The 19,914-nt window shown below is 50.0% G+C and carries 17 protein-coding genes; 13 read left to right on the top strand and 4 right to left on the bottom strand.

What is annotated here, in order from left to right:
• Window positions 1–14 precede the first annotated feature (14 nt).
• On the bottom strand, window positions 15–158 hold the full coding sequence (locus H7F31_RS32660) for a hypothetical protein (RefSeq protein WP_187102247.1): 144 nt from the start codon (window positions 156–158) through the stop codon (window positions 15–17).
• A gap of 514 nt (window positions 159–672) precedes the next feature.
• Here H7F31_RS32660 and H7F31_RS32655 point away from each other — a divergent pair.
• On the top strand, window positions 673–1,182 hold the full coding sequence (locus tag H7F31_RS32655; protein WP_187102246.1) for a DUF3450 domain-containing protein: 510 nt from the start codon (window positions 673–675) through the stop codon (window positions 1,180–1,182).
• Window positions 1,179–1,868, top strand: coding sequence for an AIM24 family protein (locus H7F31_RS32650; RefSeq protein WP_087567334.1), 690 nt, complete (start codon window positions 1,179–1,181; stop codon window positions 1,866–1,868). Before H7F31_RS32655 ends, H7F31_RS32650 begins: the two co-directional genes overlap by 4 nt.
• 652 nt (window positions 1,869–2,520) lie before the next feature.
• Here the strand turns inward: H7F31_RS32650 and H7F31_RS32645 are convergent.
• Together H7F31_RS32645 and H7F31_RS32640 are read right to left on the bottom strand one after the other, a co-directional pair.
• A complete protein-coding gene (locus H7F31_RS32645) occupies window positions 2,521–2,943 on the bottom strand; it encodes a CHRD domain-containing protein (protein WP_187102245.1) in 423 nt (140 codons plus the stop codon).
• Window positions 2,944–3,060: 117 nt separating this feature from the next.
• Window positions 3,061–4,383 carry an alpha-L-fucosidase gene (locus H7F31_RS32640; protein ID WP_187102244.1) on the bottom strand — a complete coding sequence of 441 codons (1,323 nt, stop codon included), beginning with the start codon at window positions 4,381–4,383 and terminating at the stop codon, window positions 3,061–3,063.
• A 154-nt stretch (window positions 4,384–4,537) separates the two neighbouring features.
• On the opposite strand from H7F31_RS32640, the gene H7F31_RS32635 reads away from it, so the two are divergent.
• From H7F31_RS32635 to H7F31_RS32625, 3 genes are all read left to right on the top strand, one after another.
• The gene (locus H7F31_RS32635; RefSeq protein WP_187102243.1) at window positions 4,538–5,362 is read left to right on the top strand and encodes an AraC family transcriptional regulator; all 825 of its coding nucleotides are present in this window, start codon (window positions 4,538–4,540) and stop codon (window positions 5,360–5,362) included.
• Between the two features lie 73 nt (window positions 5,363–5,435).
• Window positions 5,436–5,948, top strand: coding sequence for a hypothetical protein (locus tag H7F31_RS32630; protein ID WP_187102242.1), 513 nt, complete (start codon window positions 5,436–5,438; stop codon window positions 5,946–5,948).
• Between the two features lie 154 nt (window positions 5,949–6,102).
• Window positions 6,103–7,737, top strand: coding sequence for a sensor domain-containing diguanylate cyclase (locus H7F31_RS32625; protein WP_187102241.1), 1,635 nt, complete (start codon window positions 6,103–6,105; stop codon window positions 7,735–7,737).
• Between the two features lie 83 nt (window positions 7,738–7,820).
• Here H7F31_RS32625 and H7F31_RS32620 read toward each other — a convergent pair whose 3' ends face one another.
• Window positions 7,821–8,708 (bottom strand): helix-turn-helix domain-containing protein, encoded by an 888-nt coding sequence (locus H7F31_RS32620; protein WP_187102240.1) that lies wholly within the window; start codon window positions 8,706–8,708, stop codon window positions 7,821–7,823.
• Window positions 8,709–8,793: 85 nt separating this feature from the next.
• Between H7F31_RS32620 and H7F31_RS32615 the strand changes: the two genes are divergently transcribed.
• The 8 genes from H7F31_RS32615 (at window position 8,794) to H7F31_RS32580 (ending at window position 19,893) form a co-directional block, all read left to right on the top strand.
• A complete protein-coding gene (locus H7F31_RS32615) occupies window positions 8,794–10,152 on the top strand; it encodes a sulfatase family protein (RefSeq protein WP_187102239.1) in 1,359 nt (452 codons plus the stop codon).
• Window positions 10,153–10,272: 120 nt separating this feature from the next.
• Window positions 10,273–11,292 carry a response regulator transcription factor gene (locus tag H7F31_RS32610; protein WP_187102238.1) on the top strand — a complete coding sequence of 340 codons (1,020 nt, stop codon included), beginning with the start codon at window positions 10,273–10,275 and terminating at the stop codon, window positions 11,290–11,292.
• Entirely contained in the window at window positions 11,292–13,106 is a 1,815-nt protein-coding gene (locus H7F31_RS32605; RefSeq protein WP_187102237.1) for a cache domain-containing sensor histidine kinase, read from the top strand. Before H7F31_RS32610 ends, H7F31_RS32605 begins: the two co-directional genes overlap by 1 nt.
• Window positions 13,107–13,286: 180 nt before the next feature.
• Window positions 13,287–14,177, top strand: coding sequence for an ABC transporter permease (locus H7F31_RS32600; RefSeq protein ID WP_397374787.1), 891 nt, complete (start codon window positions 13,287–13,289; stop codon window positions 14,175–14,177).
• Between the two features lie 12 nt (window positions 14,178–14,189).
• Complete coding sequence (locus H7F31_RS32595) at window positions 14,190–15,086, top strand: carbohydrate ABC transporter permease (protein WP_187102236.1); 897 nt, start codon at window positions 14,190–14,192, stop codon at window positions 15,084–15,086.
• Between the two features lie 32 nt (window positions 15,087–15,118).
• A complete protein-coding gene (locus H7F31_RS32590; protein WP_187102235.1) occupies window positions 15,119–16,726 on the top strand; it encodes an ABC transporter substrate-binding protein in 1,608 nt (535 codons plus the stop codon).
• A 43-nt stretch (window positions 16,727–16,769) separates the two neighbouring features.
• Window positions 16,770–18,236 (top strand): alpha-L-fucosidase, encoded by a 1,467-nt coding sequence (locus H7F31_RS32585; protein ID WP_187102234.1) that lies wholly within the window; start codon window positions 16,770–16,772, stop codon window positions 18,234–18,236.
• Between the two features lie 394 nt (window positions 18,237–18,630).
• Window positions 18,631–19,893: an ATP-binding protein gene (locus H7F31_RS32580; RefSeq protein WP_187102233.1), complete on the top strand. Its 1,263-nt coding sequence runs from the start codon at window positions 18,631–18,633 to the stop codon at window positions 19,891–19,893.
• Window positions 19,894–19,914: the final 21 nt, after the last annotated feature.

Genomic DNA, 19,914 nt, shown 5'->3' with positions numbered 1-19,914 from the left:
CGCCGAATGATTGCTTAATTGATCATAAAGGGAAGCTCTATCCAAACTTGCCAATGCCGGCTCAGCTTGACACTTGCCAAGTCCGGCTGTTGGCTCGCATTAAGGGGAAAACTCCATCCAATCTCGACAATGCCGGCCGTCAGCTTCACTCTTGCCAAGTCCGGTTGATGGCTCCGCTTTAAGGGAAAAGCTCCCTATAATCTCAACAATTCCGGCCGTCGACGCCACTTAAAGGGAAAAGCTCCCACTAATGACATAGCTTTTTCGCCAATATTTCGAAACGGCTTGAATTACAGGGCGAATTTCCCTCTAATAGCTCAAGGAGAGTAGTTTTATTGAAATTAAGTGGCGATTTTCCGCTTATTGCTAGTTTGTTGCTATGTTACTAGCTTATTACTAGTTTGCTGCTAGTTTGTTGCTATCTGGTTGGTTTGTTGCTAGGTTGCTAGTGGGTTGTTAGATTGTTGCATGCAGTTTTTAAGTGCCCGCGAAACAGTCGCAAATCCTCTAAGTTGGAACGCTATGGCAACTTCTGCGTATTTCGACATGTCCCGACTAATTTATGCTAGAATAAGAGACAATTAGTATGGATGCAGGCGAAGGATGCAAGGCGACGCGGAAGCGCGAAACCCGCATCTTTCGTGGATAAATCGCAGAAGGCGGGTGAATGCGATGAAAGTAGCGAAACTATTGTATACCGTTATGATTCTATCTCTATTATATGTTGCCGTGCCGATAGAGACGGCGAGTGCCGGCATGTTCGACCGGATCAAGGATATTTACCAGGCGCCCGACAAGCTGGACGAGCTCCAGGAGGCTTACGATGCCAGCATCAAGGCCGTGGAAGGACAGCTGGAGGATTCTCGCCGCCAAGCCGAGCAGATGCTCCAGCGCCAGCAGGAGCTGGAGTCCAGCAACGAAGCTATTCGGGAGCAAAACGAGCAGATGCAGGCACGCAATGAGGAGCTGGCACGGGAGAATGCACGATTGGTGGGCCAGATGGAAGAGCTGGAGCAGAACCGTCAGTCGCTGTACCGCAAAGCGGCAATCGCCGCGGGAGCTCTTGTAGCGCTCATTGCCGTCTATGCGTTGTCCGTACGGGTATGGCGCTTCTTGACATGGCGCCGACAAGGCCGCGGCGGCAGAGCGCATGACGACAGCCGCGGAGTGACGCTGCCATGAACATAGCGGCGCCTTCTCCGCTAGGGCATGTGCGCGTCGAGCTTGGTCAAGAAGAAGCTCTTCAGGTGCTGCATCCGCGATCGATTATCGCGTTCAGCGGAGCTCCCAGAAATCGCGAGGACAAGTTCATGAACATCGGGGGAGCCTTCCGCAAGAAGAAGTGGATCCGTTCCAGGCTTCAGGGGCCAGCCTCGTTTGTCATGGGGCTTCCGGCAGGTTATTCGCTTGTGCCCATCGAGGTGCCGGAGGGAGGCAGCCTGTTGTTCGACTTCCGCCATATTATGTTTCTCTCCGACGATATGACCTTCAAGAGCAAGGTGATGCGGCTCAAGACGGCATGGATTACGCGGGAGCTGATCCGCATCCAGTTCAGCGGTCCGGGTACGCTGGGCGTACTGTCGGTAGGCGATCTGGCGGTCATTCAGCTGGATCAGGAGACGCCGTTGTTCGTGGATAAGGGAGCGCTTGTCGCGTATCCCGATAACGCCTCCATCCAACTGTCCGTCTACGGCAATTCCCTCGCGAGCCAGCATATGAACGTGCAGTGGGAGCTCAGAGGGAAGGGACCGGTGCTTATTCAGACGGGTTCGCGGGACAGCGGACTGGAGAGCCGGCTCAGCGACGAAGGCTGGTTCAAGCGGCTGCTTCGCGAAGTGCTCCCTTTCGGCAGCGTTTATATCAAATAACCGATTAACAACGAACCATCCGCAGTCGAATAAGGCTGCGGATTTTTGAATTATCGGAAAGCATCCGCCATACTTTCTCTATATATCTCGGGATGAAAAGGCCTGCTCTGCCAAGGACTGGCCGGGGTTCGTGTGCGCCCTAAGCTATTTTCGCAAACGGCACAACAATTGAGCGAAAATACACAATTAAGATAAGTTTAGAGCCCTTTATCCGTACATTTGTACATATATACATAAATATTGGTTCGAAGAGGTCTCGAACGACGATAGGAAGCGAGAATTTGTGTAATTTCGTACAATTTGCTGTACAGAGGCCCCATTTGCCTAAGAAATTGGGGAGAAATGCACAAATGTGCAGAGAGGCCGATTTTCAGCCCATGCCCTGCACAACTCCGGCAACGAGTTTCTCTATGGGAGATGAACCTTATAGGTAAGGCATTGGCGATAGGGAATTCATACCGATGCGGCAAGTTCCTTAAGTTCACGCTATGTGGCCGAACTCGAGCTCAAAGGTCCGTCAGGCTGATCTGCTTTGACAGTTGATCTTGGAAGGAATGAGAAAAGCGGACTATCCGGCTTGAAAGTCGGATAAGTCCGCTTTTTTGTTGGCATTCATGCAGGATCGATGAATGCCTCGAATTATTTCGGTTCATCAACGGATTTGCCCGCGTATTTCTCCATCCGGGTTGCGGACCGTATGCACGTTTACGTAGGCGTTGCCGCGTTCGATCTCGCGAACGAGCGCACGAATGCTTTGCCCTCTAAGAGGTCCAACCAGATCGTTGCTTCTGAGCGTGCCTCGAATAACGCCGCGCCTAAACGATACGCCCTGACGGTTCGGTCCGAACAGGAAAGCGACCACGGGACCGTTCTGACCGGGGCGGCCAAGATGAATATGCGCCTGCGTCACTCTGCGGATGTTGTTCAGCGTGAGACGGAATTGAAGCGCGCGCACGCGTCTGCGGTCAATGCCGGTCCGTCCGAAAACTTCGCGGAACACGGCGCTGCCGGTGGCGTTCGTGCGCACCGGCGGCACTTCGTTGCGTCCGCGAAGTCTAGCTCTGAAAGTTGCCAATCTACATTCCTCCCTTTCGATACATACGACAACGTATGCGTGCGGGAAGGGAGACGTTTGTTTGGCTGTACCTCGGCTATGATGGAATTTTTATGATTAATATTAATGGAGAATAATCTAGTCGTTCAGCGTCAGCTCGATAACGGTGTCGCGTTTGTCCGGCAACGGATAGGTGTAATGTTCAGGACGGGCGAAGTTTACGAATGCGTCCTCCTTGAATTCCTTGGCGCTCCAGGGCGTGTTTACGATAAGCTCGGAGCCGTCCGCGAGCAGACGCGCCGACTTGACGCGGCTGGCCAAGCCGGCAAAGACGATGGGACCGATGCTTTCTTCGAATACGTGGGCGTACAGCTTGCCGCCGTTGCTCGTGTATCGGCCCCAATCGGGCTTCGGCAGCTCCGACGCGCCGCAGCCGTAGATGCTGTCGCCGTTGCGCGCGATCCAGTCGCCGACCTCGGCGAGAATATCGAGCGACTCCTTCGGGATGACGCCTTTGGCGTCGGGTCCGACGTTGAGGAGCAGATTGCCGTTTTTGCTCACGCATTCCACGAGCTTGCGGATGACGGTGGCCGGACTTTTGTACTGACGGTCGGCGGCGGCATACCCCCAGTTGTTGTTCAGCGTGATGCAGGCCTCCCAAGGGATGGGGTTGCCGTCCGCGCCGGTGATGCCCCGCGGCGGAATGATCTGCTCCGGCGACGCGAAGTCGCCCGCGTATACCGAAGGCTCGTCGGAATAGATGCTGCCGCCGTGCTCTCCGCTTCCTTCCAGCCGGTTGTCGATAATAATGTGCGGTTGCAGGGAGCGCATCATCCCGATCAGCTCCGTCGCTTGCCACTTTTCCTGGCTCATCTCCCCGTAAGAGAAGTCGAACCACATGATGTCGAGCTTGCCGTAGTTCGTCAACAATTCGCGGACCTGCCCGTGCATGTAGGTCAAGTAACGATGGAAGTTTGCGGGATCGCGCTTGAATTGCTCGTTATTTTTCATGGGATGGATCTGGTCGCCATAAGCGGGATAATCTTCGTGATGCCAGTCGATGAGGGAGTAGTAGAGCCCCACCTTAAGCCCTTCCGCTCGGAATGCTTCCAGGAATTCCGCCACTAGATCGCGACCGGCCTTCGTGTTCGTTGCCTTGTAATCCGTCAGCTTGCTGTCGAACAGACAGAAGCCGTCATGGTGCTTGGCGGTCAGCACCGCATATTTCATCCCGGCCTGCTTGGCCGCCTTCGCCCATGCGCGGGGATCGTAGTCCGCGGGATCGAATTGTTCGAAGTAAGGCTGATAATCTTCCACGGTCAATTGCTCGAAGCTGCGGACCCATTCGCCGCGAGCCGGGATAGCGTACAGCCCCCAGTGGATAAACATGCCGAACCGGTCGTTAAGGAACCATTCGGTCCGCTCCGTTCGTTCCTTGATTAATTGTTGGCCAGTACTCATGCGAGAAACCTCCTGTCTCGTAATGTTCAGCATCAGTTTAACAAGGTTATGTTAGAATGGACAGAGAAGGAAACTAACTATCGCGGGTAAAAAAATAGCGGGATAACCAGGCTTGGACAAGTTCCTGTTCAAGCGACAGAACGGGGAGGTACGCATGGACGGAAGCGTCATCGGCGGAGCCGCGCGCGACATGGTATTGGGTATGCAGGTTGAGGTGCTTGAAGCGAAGTTGACGCAATGCTGGACGGGCTGGCGCGAGCTGGATTATCGTCCGGCTTTTAATAAACTGTACTTTATTTTGGACGGGGAAGGCTGGATCAAAATCGAAGACCGGGAGCTGTATCCGGAGCCGGGGCAAGTCGTGTTGATGCCCGCGCATAAACAGCAATCGTTTTCGGCGATCAGCGATCGCCCCTTCCGCAAATATTGGTGCCACTTCACTGCTATAACGGGGCAGACGGATGTTTTTCATTGGCTGGATCTGCCATGCAGCTTCGCGGGACTGGACCGAGCCGTAGTGGAGGAGCTGTTCCGCGAGCTTGTGTCCGCGCACCAGGATTCGTCCATCGCAGCCAGACTTAAGGAGAAGGCGATTCTGCTTCACATCCTGTCTTTGTTAATGGAGGCGCAGCCCGTTCGCATCCGTCAGAGCCAGAGCCATGAGATGGAAAGGCTGACTCTCATTCAGCGATATGTGGACGAGCATCTCGATCAAGAGATGACGCTGGAGGAGCTGGCGGAGGTGCTGCATCTGCATCCCAACTATTTCAGCAAATATTTTAAGCGCCACTTCGGCATCCCGCCTCTCAAGTACGTCAGCCGCAAGCGCATGGATCATGCCAAGCTGCTGCTCAAGACGACGTCCCGAAGCGTAAAGGAGGTCGCCGCGGCCACGGGCTTCGACGACGCCAACTATTTCTCCAAAACGTTCCGCAGGGAAGTGGGCTTCAGTCCTTCGGAGTATCGGTTGAATGTGTGAGCGGCGGGGATTAGCAACCTTTGGATCATGCATGAGGTCTAATGTAGTAAGAAGAACGAAGGGTGGTCATGCAATGAGAGGTTCGTACAAAGGGAAAAGAAGTTTGATCAGTGGTGTGGTTATTCTGATGCTTATAATAACGGCAACCGCATGCACGAAGCCGGAAGATAAGATGTTCGAGGAAACGGACTTTGCCGCCATGGTTGAAACGGTGGGAACAGGGACGTGGAAGGTCAACGAAGATATCGAAATAACGACGGGGTTAATTAATTTGACGAATCGATCGGCGGCTGTGTATCACGCCTCCCCGCTTATCCATGTGCAAATTTACGATGAGCGCGATCAGCCCCGGATTGAGATGCATGTTACCGATGATATTGGCATTAACGGCATAGCGAAGCCCAATGAAACGTACAATCCCGATAATGAGATCTACGAGTCGGGCAAACGAATCATTCAGATCGAACAGCCGGGAACGTACACGCTGGTGGCCACGGCAACATTTGAAGTGAAGCTGAACGGAGACCGAAGGCAATCGTTTCGAATTGTTTCGGAGCCATTCGAAATTCGGATAACCGAATCTTAGAACGTACATACATAGTATTACAGGACAAGCATTTACATGATGCAACTCCAGCGTATATGTAGCAATATCCTTCCATTCATTGATTAATTCGTCTATAATACTGCTTGTTCGACAAATATGGACAATCTTTTCGCGAGATTGGGAAGGACAAGCTTTGAAACTGAGAACTTATTTTGCATTATCGTTTGCACTAATTATTTTACTTGTCATTGCATCAGTATCTACTTTATATGGACAGCGGACAAAAACCGTGTTAGAGAAGGAAATTGGGGGACAGGTCGCCGCCCTGGCATACGGGATGACCGATAAGCTGGACCGTTACATGTGGTCGCGCTATAACGAGATCATGCTGTTAAGTACGCTGAACACGCTGAAGGAGCAGGAGGATCTGAAGGAGGTCAGCCGGCTGCTGAACGAATTGCAGGACAACATTCCGGCGTTCTCTTGGGTAGCTCTGCTGGATGCGCAAGGCAACGTGAGGGCGGCGACCAAAGACCTTATGATCGGAGTGAATTTCGAGAAACGTCCCGTCTTTCTTGAGGCGCTCCAAAAGCCGTTCATCGGCGATGTGCATGAAGCCGTGCTGTTGGCCGAGCAGTTGACGAGCCCGTCGGGCGATCCGCTCAAGGTCGTCGATATCAGCACGCCTTTATACGACAACAAAGGAATGTTTACGGGCATACTCGCAGCGCAACTGAGCTGGGAATGGTCGCAGGAGCTGCAGAAATCGCTGCTTGCTCCTTATCATAGAGACCGAAAGCAGGAGCTTGAGGTGTTCGTCTTAAGGGAGAAGGATAATACGGTATTGTCGGGTCCCGAGGATATGATCGGACAATTGCTTCATTTGACTGATCTGGAAACATTGAGTACGGACAACAAATGGGATGTGCGACGTTGGCCGGACGGGAAGCAGTATTTGACCGGCTTCGCTCAAAGTTCGGGTTACGGCAACTACCCCGGGCTAGGCTGGAGGATTGTCGTTCGTCAGCCGGCGGAACTGGCTTTCGCTCCCGTGCAGGAGCTTATTGCGTTCATGACCCTGCTAGGTCTCGCGCTGGCCGTGGCATGCGCGCTGATAGGATGGCTGCTCGCTCGCAAAGTATCGAGGCCGCTGTCGCTTATAGCCGAAGCAGCGAACAAGCTCCGCAGAGGAGAGAATGCCGAAATTCCTTATTCGAAGGGGATAAAGGACATTGAGTTGCTGTCTAGTTCTCTGCGATCCCTGATCGCGGATCTGACGGAGACGGAGACTCAGCTTGTTCGAATGGAGGACAAGGCCCATCACGATAAGCTGACGGGATTGCTTAACCGGTCCGCGATGGATGGCATCGTTCAGCGTGCCGTCAGGCAAGCGGAGGAGCAGCGCAGCTCGCTATCATTCGTTTATATGGATCTCGACGGCTTTAAGAACATTAACGATACGCATGGCCATGCGGCCGGGGACGAGCTTCTAAAGGAGGTTGCCGCCAGGCTTTGGAAGAATGCGCGAAGCGGCGATTACTTGTTCCGTATGGGCGGAGACGAATTCGTCCTCATCCTGTCCGTGTCCCAAGCGAATGCCGAACAAGAGGCGGAGGCGGTAGCGACGAGCGTGTTGGAGGCCGTGCGGCAGCCGTATGAGATTGATGGCAAGATAATGGGGGTAAGCTGCAGCATCGGACTCGCGATGTGGCCGCAGGACGACCGCGATCCGTTAAGCCTGCTGCGGGATGCCGACGAAGCGCTCTACGCCTCCAAGAGCAAAGGGAAAAATCAGCTTACATTCGCCCGAAGCAGCGTCACGGTATAATGACAAGTTTTCATGAAAACGTCTGATAGGAGAAGAAATTCAGTCTGTGCACAATATGCATGCTGATTTCTTCTTTTTTTGATCTAAATCCAAGTCGATCGTCCACCAGTTGAACGGTCCTCGCGAAGCGTCTCGGAAGGAGCTATACCCATGACGGATTTGTATTGCTTGGAGAAAACGAAAGGGTCGGGGTAGCCGAGATGGAACGCGATTTCCTTAACGGATTGATCCGAATGCTCCAGCAAGTAACGCGCATAATCGATACGTGTCTTGATCTGATACTCTTTGATCGTCAAACCGAACATTTGATAGAACAACTGCGAGCAATATTTTGGCGTTAATCCGGATATAGCGGCTAACTCTTTGACCGTAAGCCGGTCGGCCGGATTCGTGTCCATATGATTTTTTATATGTATAATGGCAGGTCGTATCGGCTTGCTTCGTTCGAGTTCCTCCAGTTCGTTCGACATCTCCGCAAGTGTTTGACCTATGGCAGCATGGCACAGCGCGTCTCTTCTTACGGAAGGCGGCAGGCGGTAATGGCGGTGAATCGTCTCGAACAGCAGACGGAATTTTTGCGTATCGCGCGGAAGAAACGAGAAAAAGCAGGGGACGGACGAAGCAAGGAATTTTCCGTTCGTATCCTCGTATCGCCTTATTTTAAAGCGGATCGGGATGATGCTTAACGGTTCATTCAAATCCATGTACGCCTCATGCAGCGAACCGTCGGATAGAAAGAGCAGGCATCCTGCCGATAGCTTCACGGGAAATCCGTCAACCTGATAAGTGACAATTCCGCTTCTGACATACAAAATATGAATCTCATCGAGCACGCGCTCTTCAATGCGCCAAGAAGAGGGTACCGTTACATTAAAGCAGGTTTGAATTTGAAACGTCTGTGAAGAAAGCGCTAAATGAAGAAGGGAGTCCAGGAAGACGGAAGCCTCGTGAGTCTTCAGACTTTTTGACATGAGATTCCTCCTTTATGCCATGTAGTTTCCGCATTATGACGACTATAATTATAGCCATCATAACATGTAATTCAAGGAGGATTATATGGCTTCGAGACCAAACATTATTTTTATCATAGCCGACGATCACCGCTATAACGCGATCGGAGCGGCAGGAGACAAGACGGTACGTACGCCAGTGCTGGACGCTATAGCCGAGGCCGGTACGATGATGGCTTCGACGCATATGATCGGAGGAGTCGACGGAGCCGTTTGCGTCCCCTGCCGGGCTTGCGTGAATACGGGAACCCATATTTTCCAGGCAACGGAAAGCCAGAAAATCGGAGATCATTCGCGTACGAATGTCATTCGTAATCGCGCGGCGGCGATGCCGGCATGGTTTCGCGCACACGGCTACCACACCCACGCGATCGGCAAGTGGCATAATGACACGGCTAGCTTCACAGCCGGTTTTTGCGGCGGAGACGCTCTATTTTTCGGGGGGATGAGCGAGCATCGGCAAGTACCTGTTTTCGATTATAATGCTGATGGGTATTATCCTCCTTCAGCGCTGCGGCTAGAAACGAAATTTTCGACGGAGCTGTTTACCGATTCGGCAATTGACTTTATCGAACAATACGAAAGTGATGCCCCCTTTTATCTATATTTGGCCTATACATCCCCGCATGATCCGAGAACGGCACCCGAGCCTTATGCGAGCATGTATGATCCCGAGAAAATACCGCTGCCGCCGAGTTATATGGAGGAGCATCCCTTCGATAACGGAGAGCTCGATATCCGCGACGAGAATTTGGCCGCATATCCACGTAAGCAAGAGGAGGTCCGCCGACATATTGCCGATTATTACGCGATGATATCTCACATGGATCATCAAATCGGAAAAGTATTGCAAGCGCTGGATGCTAGGGGAAAAGCGGATAACACGATCATTGTATATACGGCGGATCACGGTCTTGCCGTCGGCCAGCATGGATTGCTGGGCAAACAAAATCTGTACGATCACAGCATTCGCGTGCCGTGGCTGGTCAAAGGTCCGGGAGTCCCTGCCGGCAAGCGCATCGACGAGCTTGTTTATCAATTCGATATTTTTCCGACTCTTTGCGATTTATCGGGCATTGCCGCGCCTTCCGGAATCGAAGGGAAAAGCATGAACTCTTTGATCAGCGGCGAGTCGAACCGGGGGAGAGACACGGTCTATTCGCTATATAAAGATATTCAACGTATGGTGAAGGACGATCGCTACAAAATGATCCGGTACCGCCGTTCGGCTGAAACCGGTCAAGGATGCGATTTCGTGCAATTGTTCGACCTCGCGAACGATCCTTGGGAGCTGAACAATCTGGCTGGCAATCCCCGGTACCGGCCGCAACTTGAACAGCTTGAGCGGGAGTTGACCGGTTGGATGAAGCACGTCAACGATCCATACGCCGGTTTATTTATGTAATTATTTCCCAAACTCGATTGGCAGACGATCTGCTATGATTTGTGCTATGCTCACTAAATGGATTGCGCCTAAAACGCAGTCAATTAGGTGGGCTTTAATTTTGATAAGGAGGTGCATTCTGTGCATCGAATTCTTATTGTAGATGACGAACCGATGATTCGGAAAGGTTTTGTAACCCTATTAAAGCAGTACGACGATTCGCTGGATGTGTGCACCGCAAGTAATGGGCATGACGCTTTGCAAAAGATGTTGCACTACTCGCCGGGCATCGTACTAACCGATATTCGCATGCCGAAAATGGACGGCTTGGAGCTGAGCAAAGCAATCCATGAAACGAAGACGAATACAAGCATCGTCATCATATCCGGATACGATGATTTCCAATATGCGAAGCAATGCATTTCCTACGGAGTCAAGGAGTATTTATTGAAGCCGGTTACCGAAGCGGAGCTTTATCCCGTACTGGATAAACTCCTTCAAATGAAAACGCTTACCGCTGTTTCGCTTTCTTTGTACGAAAAGTGGCTGAAGGAAGCGGAGGAGGCCATTTGGACGTTGGATGACGGCCAACTTGCGGAACTGCTGGCGCGTTGGAGGACGACTTATGCGAAAGAGGGGGTTCAAGTAAGTCAATGTCAGCAGCTTGTTGCCGACGGTTTGGATATTTTGCAAAGCAGGCTTCAAGCGCGAGGTTTTACGGCAGTCTTGCCGCATAACGTCGTTAGCGCATTAACTATCCGCGAGGCCGCAGACTATTTCCATAAAGCAATTCGCGAAATTGCCGATCAAATTTTGCAATTCAGAAGCGGAAATCAAAAGAAGCTATTCGATGAGGCGATTCGGTATATCGATTTACATATTAAAGAAGATGTCAGTCTGGAGTGCATTGCGGAAAAGGTCGGGTTAACGCCGGCGTATTTCAGTCACTATTTCAAGAAAATAGCCAAAGAATCATTTGTGCAATACCGCATGCGCAAACGGATCGAGTTGGCGATAGGATTTCTCGAGATGCCTCAGTACAAAGTAGTGGATGCGGGACTTGAAGCTGGTTTTTCCAATTATACGTATTTTCATAAGGTTTTTAAAAAGGTGACCGGTTATTCCCCGACCGAATATCGCGCCATGTTGGGGATCAAATAATGATGCGTTCGAATTTGACTTTCAAAATTTTCATGAGTTTTGTCACCGTGATTTTGCTTGCCCTTACCATTACGAGCTTCTCGATATACGTCCGTTCATCCGCCGAATTGGAGCGGAATAACGAAGCGATGTTGTCGCAAATCGTGAATAATGCCCTACACCATACAGATCTGTATTTGGAGAAATACGAGCGGGCAACGCTTTCCGTCCTAACTTCTTCGCTTGTCAATGAGTTCCTGGAGCTTAACGACGGCAACGTCTATCAATATTATTCGAAGTCCAATGAAATAATAGATCGCGTTTTCCGGCCGGTCACGATAACGAATCCGGAAATCGCAATGGTTTATTTGCTCGGCTATAACGGGAAAATCATAACCGATTTCAACAACGTAACGGCGTTCAAGGAGGAACCGATTCTGGAAAGTCTTGAAGAATTGAAACAGCAAACCAGAGAAGACGGACGGATGACGGTGATGGATTACAGCTTTATAGACGGAACGGTAGCGCTGACAAGGAAAATCGCAGTTCGGCAAACATCTAGAGCCTACAAGGGAATATTGGGCATCGAAATGAGAATCGAGGAACTCAAAACGCTTTGGCAAGGCATCAATCTAGGTAATAGCGGTTATCTCTTTATCGTGAACGATCGCGGGAGAATCATTTACCACCCGAATGCCAGACAGATCGGCAAACAACTGAACGGCGATTTGTTTACGCTGATCATGGATCATCAAAATTCGCCGGTAACAACCGAGCTGGATGGAGTGGACCGCGTTTTCTATAACAAAAGATCGGATTTTTCCGGATGGACGCTCGTCGCTTCAAGGTCGCTCGACGAATTGAGGAAGCCGATCGTTAATGTCAGACAAACGACATTCGTATCCGCCATATTAACCTGCTTGGTTGCGTTGCTCGTTGCGTTTAAATTCGGCAGATCGTTTACGAAGCCAATTCAAATGCTGGTAGCTGCGATGAGGGAAACGGAGAAAGGAAACTGGACGCGCGTGCCTTTGCTCGGCAAGAAGGATGAGCGCGACAGGCTCATTTTAAGCTACAACATCATGGTGGACCGTTTATCTGGAATGGTAGATCAGGTGTACAAATCGGAATTGGAAAACAGGGCTAATCTTTTGCACCGAAAAACCGCAGAGTTTCAGGCGCTGCAGCTGCAAATCAATCCCCATTTCATGTATAACACGCTGGAAACGATCGTCAGCTACGCCATTATTCAAGATTCCAAAGAAATACGTGAAATTGTGCGAGCATTAGCCTATATGCTGCGTTATGCCATTCGCACGAATCTCGAAGAGGTGACGGTCGCCAATGAGTTGAAGCATTTGCTGCATTATATGACGATCATGAATCATCGTTTCGAACGTGAGTTTCCACTTGACGTAGCCATTCCTTCCGAGCTTCTTTTGGAGAAGATGGTCACGCTTACACTGCAGCCCGTTGTGGAGAATGCCTTTAAGCATGCTTTTCCGGACGGCATTGAGGAGTATCATACGATACATATCGATGCAAAGATCGAAAACGATCTGTTCCTGATTGCAGTATCGGATAACGGGGCCGGCATGTCTGCCGAAAACTTGTCCGAGATCCAAAGCAGGCTGAAAAGTCAAGAGCCGTCGGAGATGCTGGAAGGTAAGCTCGATACGGACGGCGGCATCGGCTTATTAAATGTTCATAGCCGTATTCGGATGGTATTCGGCGACGAGTATGGGCTGTCCGTGACCAGCGAGCCTGGCGAAGGCACTACAGTCCTTTTTCGGATGCCCGCCGTCCGAGCGCCTAGGAAGTTGCCGGTATCGTAAAATCGTTCATACGACAATAAATTATGATGATGTTTACAGGGCGAAACGAAGCTAATATTGTAATCAAGTTGCAGCAACTTTCATCTTACCGGGAAAGGAGCTTTAGGATTGGATATTAGCAGGGAAAGGCATCGTGTAGACTTGAGCACCCCACAGAGTGGAAACGCACTGCTTCGCAGCATGAAAAAAGGTTGGCAGCTGTATTTATTGATGCTGCTTCCTGTCCTGTACATCGTGATATTCAAGTATGTGCCCATGTACGGGGCGCTGATCGCGTTCAAAAACTACGTGCCTTCCAAAGGGATCCTCGGAAGCGAATGGGTCGGAATTCAATATTTTCAACGTTTTTTTGAATCGTATGAGTTTTGGCGCGTCATGAAAAATACGATTTGGTTAAGCTTTTATCAATTAATAATTGGCTTCCCGTTTCCCATTTTGCTGGCGTTATGCCTGAATTATGTGAAGCATGCGTTCTTCAAGAAGTCCGTGCAAATGATTACGTACGCCCCGCACTTTATATCGGTGGTAGTCATGGTTGGCATCATTTTTCAAATATTGGATCCGCGAACGGGTGTAGTTAACGCCATCCTGCAGTTTTTGGGGATGGAGCCGGTTAACTTTCTAAGCAATCCGGAATACTTTTCATCCATTTACGTGTGGTCCGGACTTTGGCAAAATGTCGGTTTTTCCTGCATTATTTACCTGGCGGCTTTAAGCTCGATCGATCCCTCGCTTCACGAGGCGGCTGTAATGGACGGTGCGAGCAAAGTTCGGCGTATGATGCACATCGATCTGCCGGGGATACTTCCCATTGCGGTCATTCTTCTTATTCTTGATACGGGACGTATTTTGGATACGGGATTCGAGAAGGTGTTGCTCATGCAAAATCCGCTCAATATGAACGTATCCGAGGTGATCGATACCTATGTGTATAAGGTGGGGCTCGCTTCCACGGCAATTAATTACTCTTATTCGACGGCAATCGGTCTATTTAAATCCATTATCAGCTTAATCCTGCTTCTCTTCGTCAATCGGCTTTCGAAAAAAGTCGGACAAGAGGGTCTTTGGTAAAGGGGGAGAACGATGAAAAGCACAGCAATTAAAGAACCGAGCGGAGACCGGCTATTCAATGCTTTGATCAATGTGACGCTCTTCCTCTTTACCTTATCGGTGCTTTATCCATTGATTTTTATTTTGAGCGCATCGATCAGCACGCCGGAATCCGTCATGTCGGGAAAGGTGTGGCTGTGGCCGGTCGATTTTTCGCTGGAAGGGTATCGAGCGGTATTCAAGCACAGGCTGATCGGTATAAGCTTTTTGAATTCATTGTTTTATACCGGCGTTGGCACGATCATTAACGTCGTATTTACTTTGATGGCTGCGTATCCGCTTTCTCGAAAAGATTTCTATATCCGTAATTGGATCATGGCGACTTTCGTTTTTACGATGCTATTCTCTGGAGGACTGATTCCTTCGTATCTGCTCGTTAAGGATTTGGGGCTTTTAAATACGAGATGGGCGCTGCTTCTCCCGGGAGCGATTGGAGTTTGGAATGTCATCATTGCGAGAACGTACTTCCGCACGACATTTCCGGACGAATTATTGGAGGCAGCGCAAATGGACGGCTGCTCGGACTTCAAGTTCCTTTGGAAGGTCGTGCTTCCGTTATCGGGGCCAATCATTGCAGTTATAACGCTGTTTTATGCGGTAGGCCACTGGAATTCGTTCTTCAATGCGATGTTGTACTTGAAGGATCAGAGCATGTATCCGCTGCAGCTGGTGCTTAGAGAAATTTTGGTGCAAAACCAGGTGGATTCCTCGATGATCGTCGATGTTGAGGAAGCCATGGCTCGGGAAGGGCTCAAGGAACTGCTGAAATACTCGTTGATCGTCGTATCAACATTTCCGGTGCTGATCATTTATCCGTTCATTCAAAAGCATTTTGTCAAAGGAATGATGATAGGATCGCTCAAAGGGTAAAGAATGGCCATTTGAAGAGGGGAGATTGTCGCATGAAGAAAAAAATGAGCATTGTACTAAGCGCGGCAGTAAGTTTATCGCTGCTTTTGGGCGCTTGTTCCCAGAAAGAAGAAAAGCCGGAGGTTTCAAGCTCCGAAAACGTGACGGAAGCGGGAAGTTTGCCGATTACGCCGGATAAAACGACTTTGAGGGTCCTGATGTACGGCAACAGCCTGGTAGAAAATTTCGCAACGAATGAATATACCAAATGGCTGGAAGAGAAAACGAATATTCAAATCGAGTGGGAAGTGGCTCCCGAAAAATCAGCGCAAGAAAAACTGAATATTACGTTGGCGGGGGGAGATTACCCGGACGTCATTATGGGCTTCAGTATATCGCCTGTACAAATGTCTCTTTACGGGAAAGACGGCGTTTTTATACCTTTAAATGATTTGATCGAGAAGTACGGCGTGGAAACGAAAAAGATGTTTAACACGGTTACCTATGCAAAAGAAACGATAACGGCGCCGGACGGCAACATTTACGGCTTGCCGCAGATCAACGAATGCTATCATTGCACCATGTCCCAAAAAATGTGGATTAATCAAGATTGGCTGACCAAGCTCGGACTCCAAATGCCGGAGACGACGGATGAATTTTATGAGGTGTTGAAAGCATTTAAAGAGAAGGATCCCAATGGCAATGGCAAAAAAGATGAAATCCCTATGGCGGGATATGTAAGTTCCGGTCCCGAAAAGTTTCTGATGTCCGCATTTGTCGAGAAAGACATGAACGATATGATTATAAATAATGGGAAGATTGATGTTGCATTCACCCAGCCGGGGTGGAAGGACGGACTTTCTTATATGCGTAAGCTGTATGCGGAGGGGTTGATCGCTCCGGAAACGTTTACGCAAGACTTGAACGGCTTGAAGAAAATGTCGGGCAATTCGGAAGTCATTTTGGGATCGGCCCCATCCAACTATTCAGGTTCTTTTTTACCTAGCGCCGATCGAATAAAGGACTACGTAGCCGTACCTCCCCAGGAAGGCCCAAGCGGCATGAAATCCGTTTCTCTTAATCCATTTGGGCTTACGCAAGGGGCGTATGTGATTACGAATAAGGCCAAAAATCCTGAAGCGGCATTCCGCTTGGCGGATTTCATGTATAGCGAAGAAGCGACGATGAGAGCCATTTTCGGCCGGCCTGACCAGGAATGGGCTACGGCAGGCACGAGCGACGTTTCAATTGCGGGGGAACCGGCTAAATGGATACGTTTAGAGAACTTGTCGGGCTTGCAAAACCTCGGATGGTCGCAAACGGGTCCGTCGGTGCGAACCAGTGCATTTCGCTTAAGCGAGGCGGCGGCGCCTGGCACGCAGGAAACGATTCTGTACCAGGAGACGAAGCAAAAATATGAGCCATACAAAATCGATGCCGATAAAGTGGTACCGCCGTTGTTCTTCACGAAGGATCAGTCGGAGGAGCTCGCCGGATTGAGCAAGACGATAACCGATTACAAAAACGAGTTTTTGGCCAGAGCGGTAACCGGCGATATCGATCTCGAGAAGGAATGGGACGGGTACTTGAAAACATTGGACGGCATGAACCTCAAGCGCTATTTGCAAATCTATCAGGAAGCGTATGATGCAAAGCAATAGCAATAGTAGAGATTGCAATGCCGAGGTGGAGGAGGAAGCAGACATGGAACATTATATTCGATACGCTGCGCAAATACAGCCCTCGGAACGCCAGCTGGCGCTGCAAGAAATGGAATTTTATTCATTCATCCATTTCACGGTAAATACGTTTACGGACAAAGAATGGGGAACCGGAAGCGAGGATCCTGCGATTTTTAATCCGGTTGCATTCGATGCAGATCAATGGGTGGGAGCTTGTCAAGCTGCCGGAATGCGGGGGCTAATTCTCACCTGCAAGCATCATGACGGATTTTGTTTATGGCCGACTCGTTATACGGAGCATTCGCTAAAGAACAGCCCTTGGCGCAACGGAGAGGGCGATATCGTAAAGGAAGTTGCCGATGCTTGCCGAAAAGGCGGTCTTAAATTCGGCATTTATGTATCTCCGTGGGACAGACATGAGCGTTCATACGGGGATACGCCGCTGTATAACGAGTTTTTTAAAAATCAATTGAGAGAACTCCTGACTCAATATGGAGACATTTTCTGCGTATGGTTTGACGGAGCGTGCGGTGAAGGACCGAACGGAAAACGACAAGTCTATGATTGGGATGCTTATTATGCGTTGATCCGCGAGCTGCAGCCGAATGCTGCCATCACGGTCTGCGGCCCGGATATTCGGTGGTGCGGAAACGAAGCGGGGCACTGCCGGGAATCGGAATGGAGCGTCGTTCCGGCTTCATTGCGGGATAACGAGAAGATTCAGGGAAAATCGCAGCAAGCGGATGACCGCGAGTTCGCCAAACGATACGATTCGCAGGATCGGGATCTCGGGAGCAGGTCGATCATCAGCCAAGAGCGAGAACTGGTCTGGTATCCGGCGGAAGTCAATACGTCGATTCGGCCGGGCTGGTTTTATCATGCCTCGGAGGACAATCAAGTCAAATCGCTCGAAGAACTGCTTAACGTCTACTACGGCTCCGTTGGAGGGAATGCGACCTTTCTGTTAAATATTCCTCCCGACAGGAGAGGGTTGATTCACGAGAACGACGTGAAGCGGCTTCGGGAATTCGGCGATGCTCTACGCCAAACGTTCCGGAATAATCTGGCTGCAACGGCATCGGCTTCCGCTTCCGAACAGAGGATCGGCTATGAGGCAGGCCATATTTTTGACGGAAATAAAGATTCTTATTGGGCCCCGGAGGAAGGGACGGAGCGAGCGCTTCTTGAGATTGATTTGCAGCGGAATACCTTGTTCGACCATGTCGTTCTGCAAGAATACCGCTATAGTCAAAGAATAGAAAGGTTTACGCTGGAATATGAAGCGGCGGGCGAATGGAAGCCGCTATATGCCGGAACGGTTATCGGCCATAAGCGAATATGCCGTTTTCCTGCCGTCAAATCCAGGTACTTACGGATAACGATTATAGATTCGAGATGGTGTCCGACTTTATCTGCTTTTGAGGTTTATAGTAGCCGGTTGAATAATGGAGGCGTATCGCCGAGCGAGCGAAAAGCAGCTTCTGCTTAATGGATTTCGTGCAAGTGATGGCTTAACCGGCAGCTTGCAGCTTGCAGCGTGCAGCGTGCGAGACTTGCGATAAAAACCGGCGGATTTCGCCTCTAGACAGGCAATTAAAAAAACCTCGGCTTGCTCCAACCGGAGCGGGCCGAGGTTTTTTCCTCAATGCAATCACAATTAAAAGTTTTCACTTGTTGGATGCTGCTGATCGATTTTCAGCTGGATCAAGTTGTCGCCGATCATACCCAATTGCTGGGTAGCATTAGGTTAGGCGATTTTTAAGAACAAGGAAATCTTCAAGTATGGATAAAAATGGAATATAAATTATCTCAAAACAAATCGGAAAAATATGCTATATTAAGGGCAGGATACAGATTCGGAGATTCGTGAAGGGGACTTCGTCGTGCTGCTCTTTCTAAAGGAGTTTTTATTTAACGTTTTTATTATTTCATCTCCTTTCGTATTATACCCTTATTTGCACAGAATCAGAGACAGGGTCAACGTATACCGCGCCTACTTGTTCCTGCTTTGCTGCATAGCCATCCTGGCGACGATGTGTTTCCCGGTCATGATGAACGGAATCTCTTACGACTTTCGTTCCGTACCGCTCGTAATCGGCACCTTGTACGGAGGTCCCGTTGTATCCCTGCTTCTGTACGGGGTCATTATCGCCACGAGGTACGTGTTGGGAATATCCGATATTCTGCTGTACATATTTTCGCTGCTGCCCACCTTTTGTATCGCGTGGCTGGCGATGAAGGGGTACGACGCGGCGTCGCTTCGCATGAAGGCGGTTATCGCCGTGCTGGCATGCGCGCTCATTAAATTAGTGACGTTCACCACCTATTTGATTACGAAGGGCCAGCTTTATCTGTTGACTAACAACTTGATGGAGACTATTGCCACCTATGTATTCCAAAGTTTTATTCTGGTAATGGGAGTCTTGATCATCGAATTTATGAGGCGATACAGCCGCATTCAAGACGAGGTCGTCAATACGGAGCGGATGAAGATTGTCAGCGAAATTGCCGCGTCCGTGGCGCACGAAATCCGCAACCCGCTCACCTCGGTTCGGGGTTTTATTCAATTGCTTGGCACGAAGGAGCTTTCTCCCGAGAAGAAGGAGCAATACAAGGCCATCTGCTTTGCGGAGCTTGACCGGGCGGAAGGCATTATTTCCGATTACTTGTCGCTCGCCCGCAATGATCTGGAGGTTATCGAAGAGATTGACCTTAATGCGGAGCTGGGTTATACGTTCAATCTGCTTCTTAATTACGCTAACTTCAACAATATCCGATTACATGTTTCCTATTATGAGGAGAGCAAGCTGGCCGTCATGGGGGACAGGCACAAGTTTAGACAGGTGCTGCTTAATATCGGCAAAAATGCCATCGAGGCGATGCCAAATGGCGGAGATCTTTCTCTCGAGCTTGGCAAGCAGGCCAACACGGCGGTAATCCGGATTGCGGATACGGGTATCGGCATGAGCGCCGACCAGGTTAAACGGTTAGGTACGCCATATTATTCCACCAAGGATAAGGGAACGGGTCTTGGCACGATGGTATCCTTTAATATCGTTAAGAAGATGGGCGGGATGATACATATCGATAGCGAGCCCGGCAAAGGAACGACGTTTGTACTGCAATTTCAGAATATATCAATTTAATGCAAAAATCCGGAAAGGCAA

Source organism: Paenibacillus sp. PAMC21692, assembly GCF_014303795.1.
Taxonomy (GTDB): domain Bacteria; phylum Bacillota; class Bacilli; order Paenibacillales; family Paenibacillaceae; genus Pristimantibacillus; species Pristimantibacillus agaridevorans.
The sequence above is the reverse complement of the archived record's forward strand: the minus strand, read 5'-3'. Positions and strand labels throughout refer to the sequence as shown.

What these genes read in the sequence shown, in the direction of transcription:
- H7F31_RS32600 (WP_397374787.1), top strand. Translation starts at nt 13,287, where the DNA reads ATGAAAAAAGGTTGGCAGCTGTATTTATTGATGCTGCTTCCTGTCCTG.
- H7F31_RS32615 (WP_187102239.1), top strand. Translation starts at nt 8,794, where the DNA reads ATGGCTTCGAGACCAAACATTATTTTTATCATAGCCGACGATCACCGC.
- H7F31_RS32605 (WP_187102237.1), top strand. Translation starts at nt 11,292, where the DNA reads ATGATGCGTTCGAATTTGACTTTCAAAATTTTCATGAGTTTTGTCACC.
- H7F31_RS32635 (WP_187102243.1), top strand. Translation starts at nt 4,538, where the DNA reads ATGGACGGAAGCGTCATCGGCGGAGCCGCGCGCGACATGGTATTGGGT.
- H7F31_RS32620 (WP_187102240.1), bottom strand. Translation starts at nt 8,708, where the DNA reads ATGTCAAAAAGTCTGAAGACTCACGAGGCTTCCGTCTTCCTGGACTCC.
- H7F31_RS32585 (WP_187102234.1), top strand. Translation starts at nt 16,770, where the DNA reads ATGGAACATTATATTCGATACGCTGCGCAAATACAGCCCTCGGAACGC.
- H7F31_RS32640 (WP_187102244.1), bottom strand. Translation starts at nt 4,383, where the DNA reads ATGAGTACTGGCCAACAATTAATCAAGGAACGAACGGAGCGGACCGAA.
- H7F31_RS32650 (WP_087567334.1), top strand. Translation starts at nt 1,179, where the DNA reads ATGAACATAGCGGCGCCTTCTCCGCTAGGGCATGTGCGCGTCGAGCTT.
- H7F31_RS32590 (WP_187102235.1), top strand. Translation starts at nt 15,119, where the DNA reads ATGAAGAAAAAAATGAGCATTGTACTAAGCGCGGCAGTAAGTTTATCG.
- H7F31_RS32595 (WP_187102236.1), top strand. Translation starts at nt 14,190, where the DNA reads ATGAAAAGCACAGCAATTAAAGAACCGAGCGGAGACCGGCTATTCAAT.
- H7F31_RS32655 (WP_187102246.1), top strand. Translation starts at nt 673, where the DNA reads ATGAAAGTAGCGAAACTATTGTATACCGTTATGATTCTATCTCTATTA.
- H7F31_RS32630 (WP_187102242.1), top strand. Translation starts at nt 5,436, where the DNA reads ATGAGAGGTTCGTACAAAGGGAAAAGAAGTTTGATCAGTGGTGTGGTT.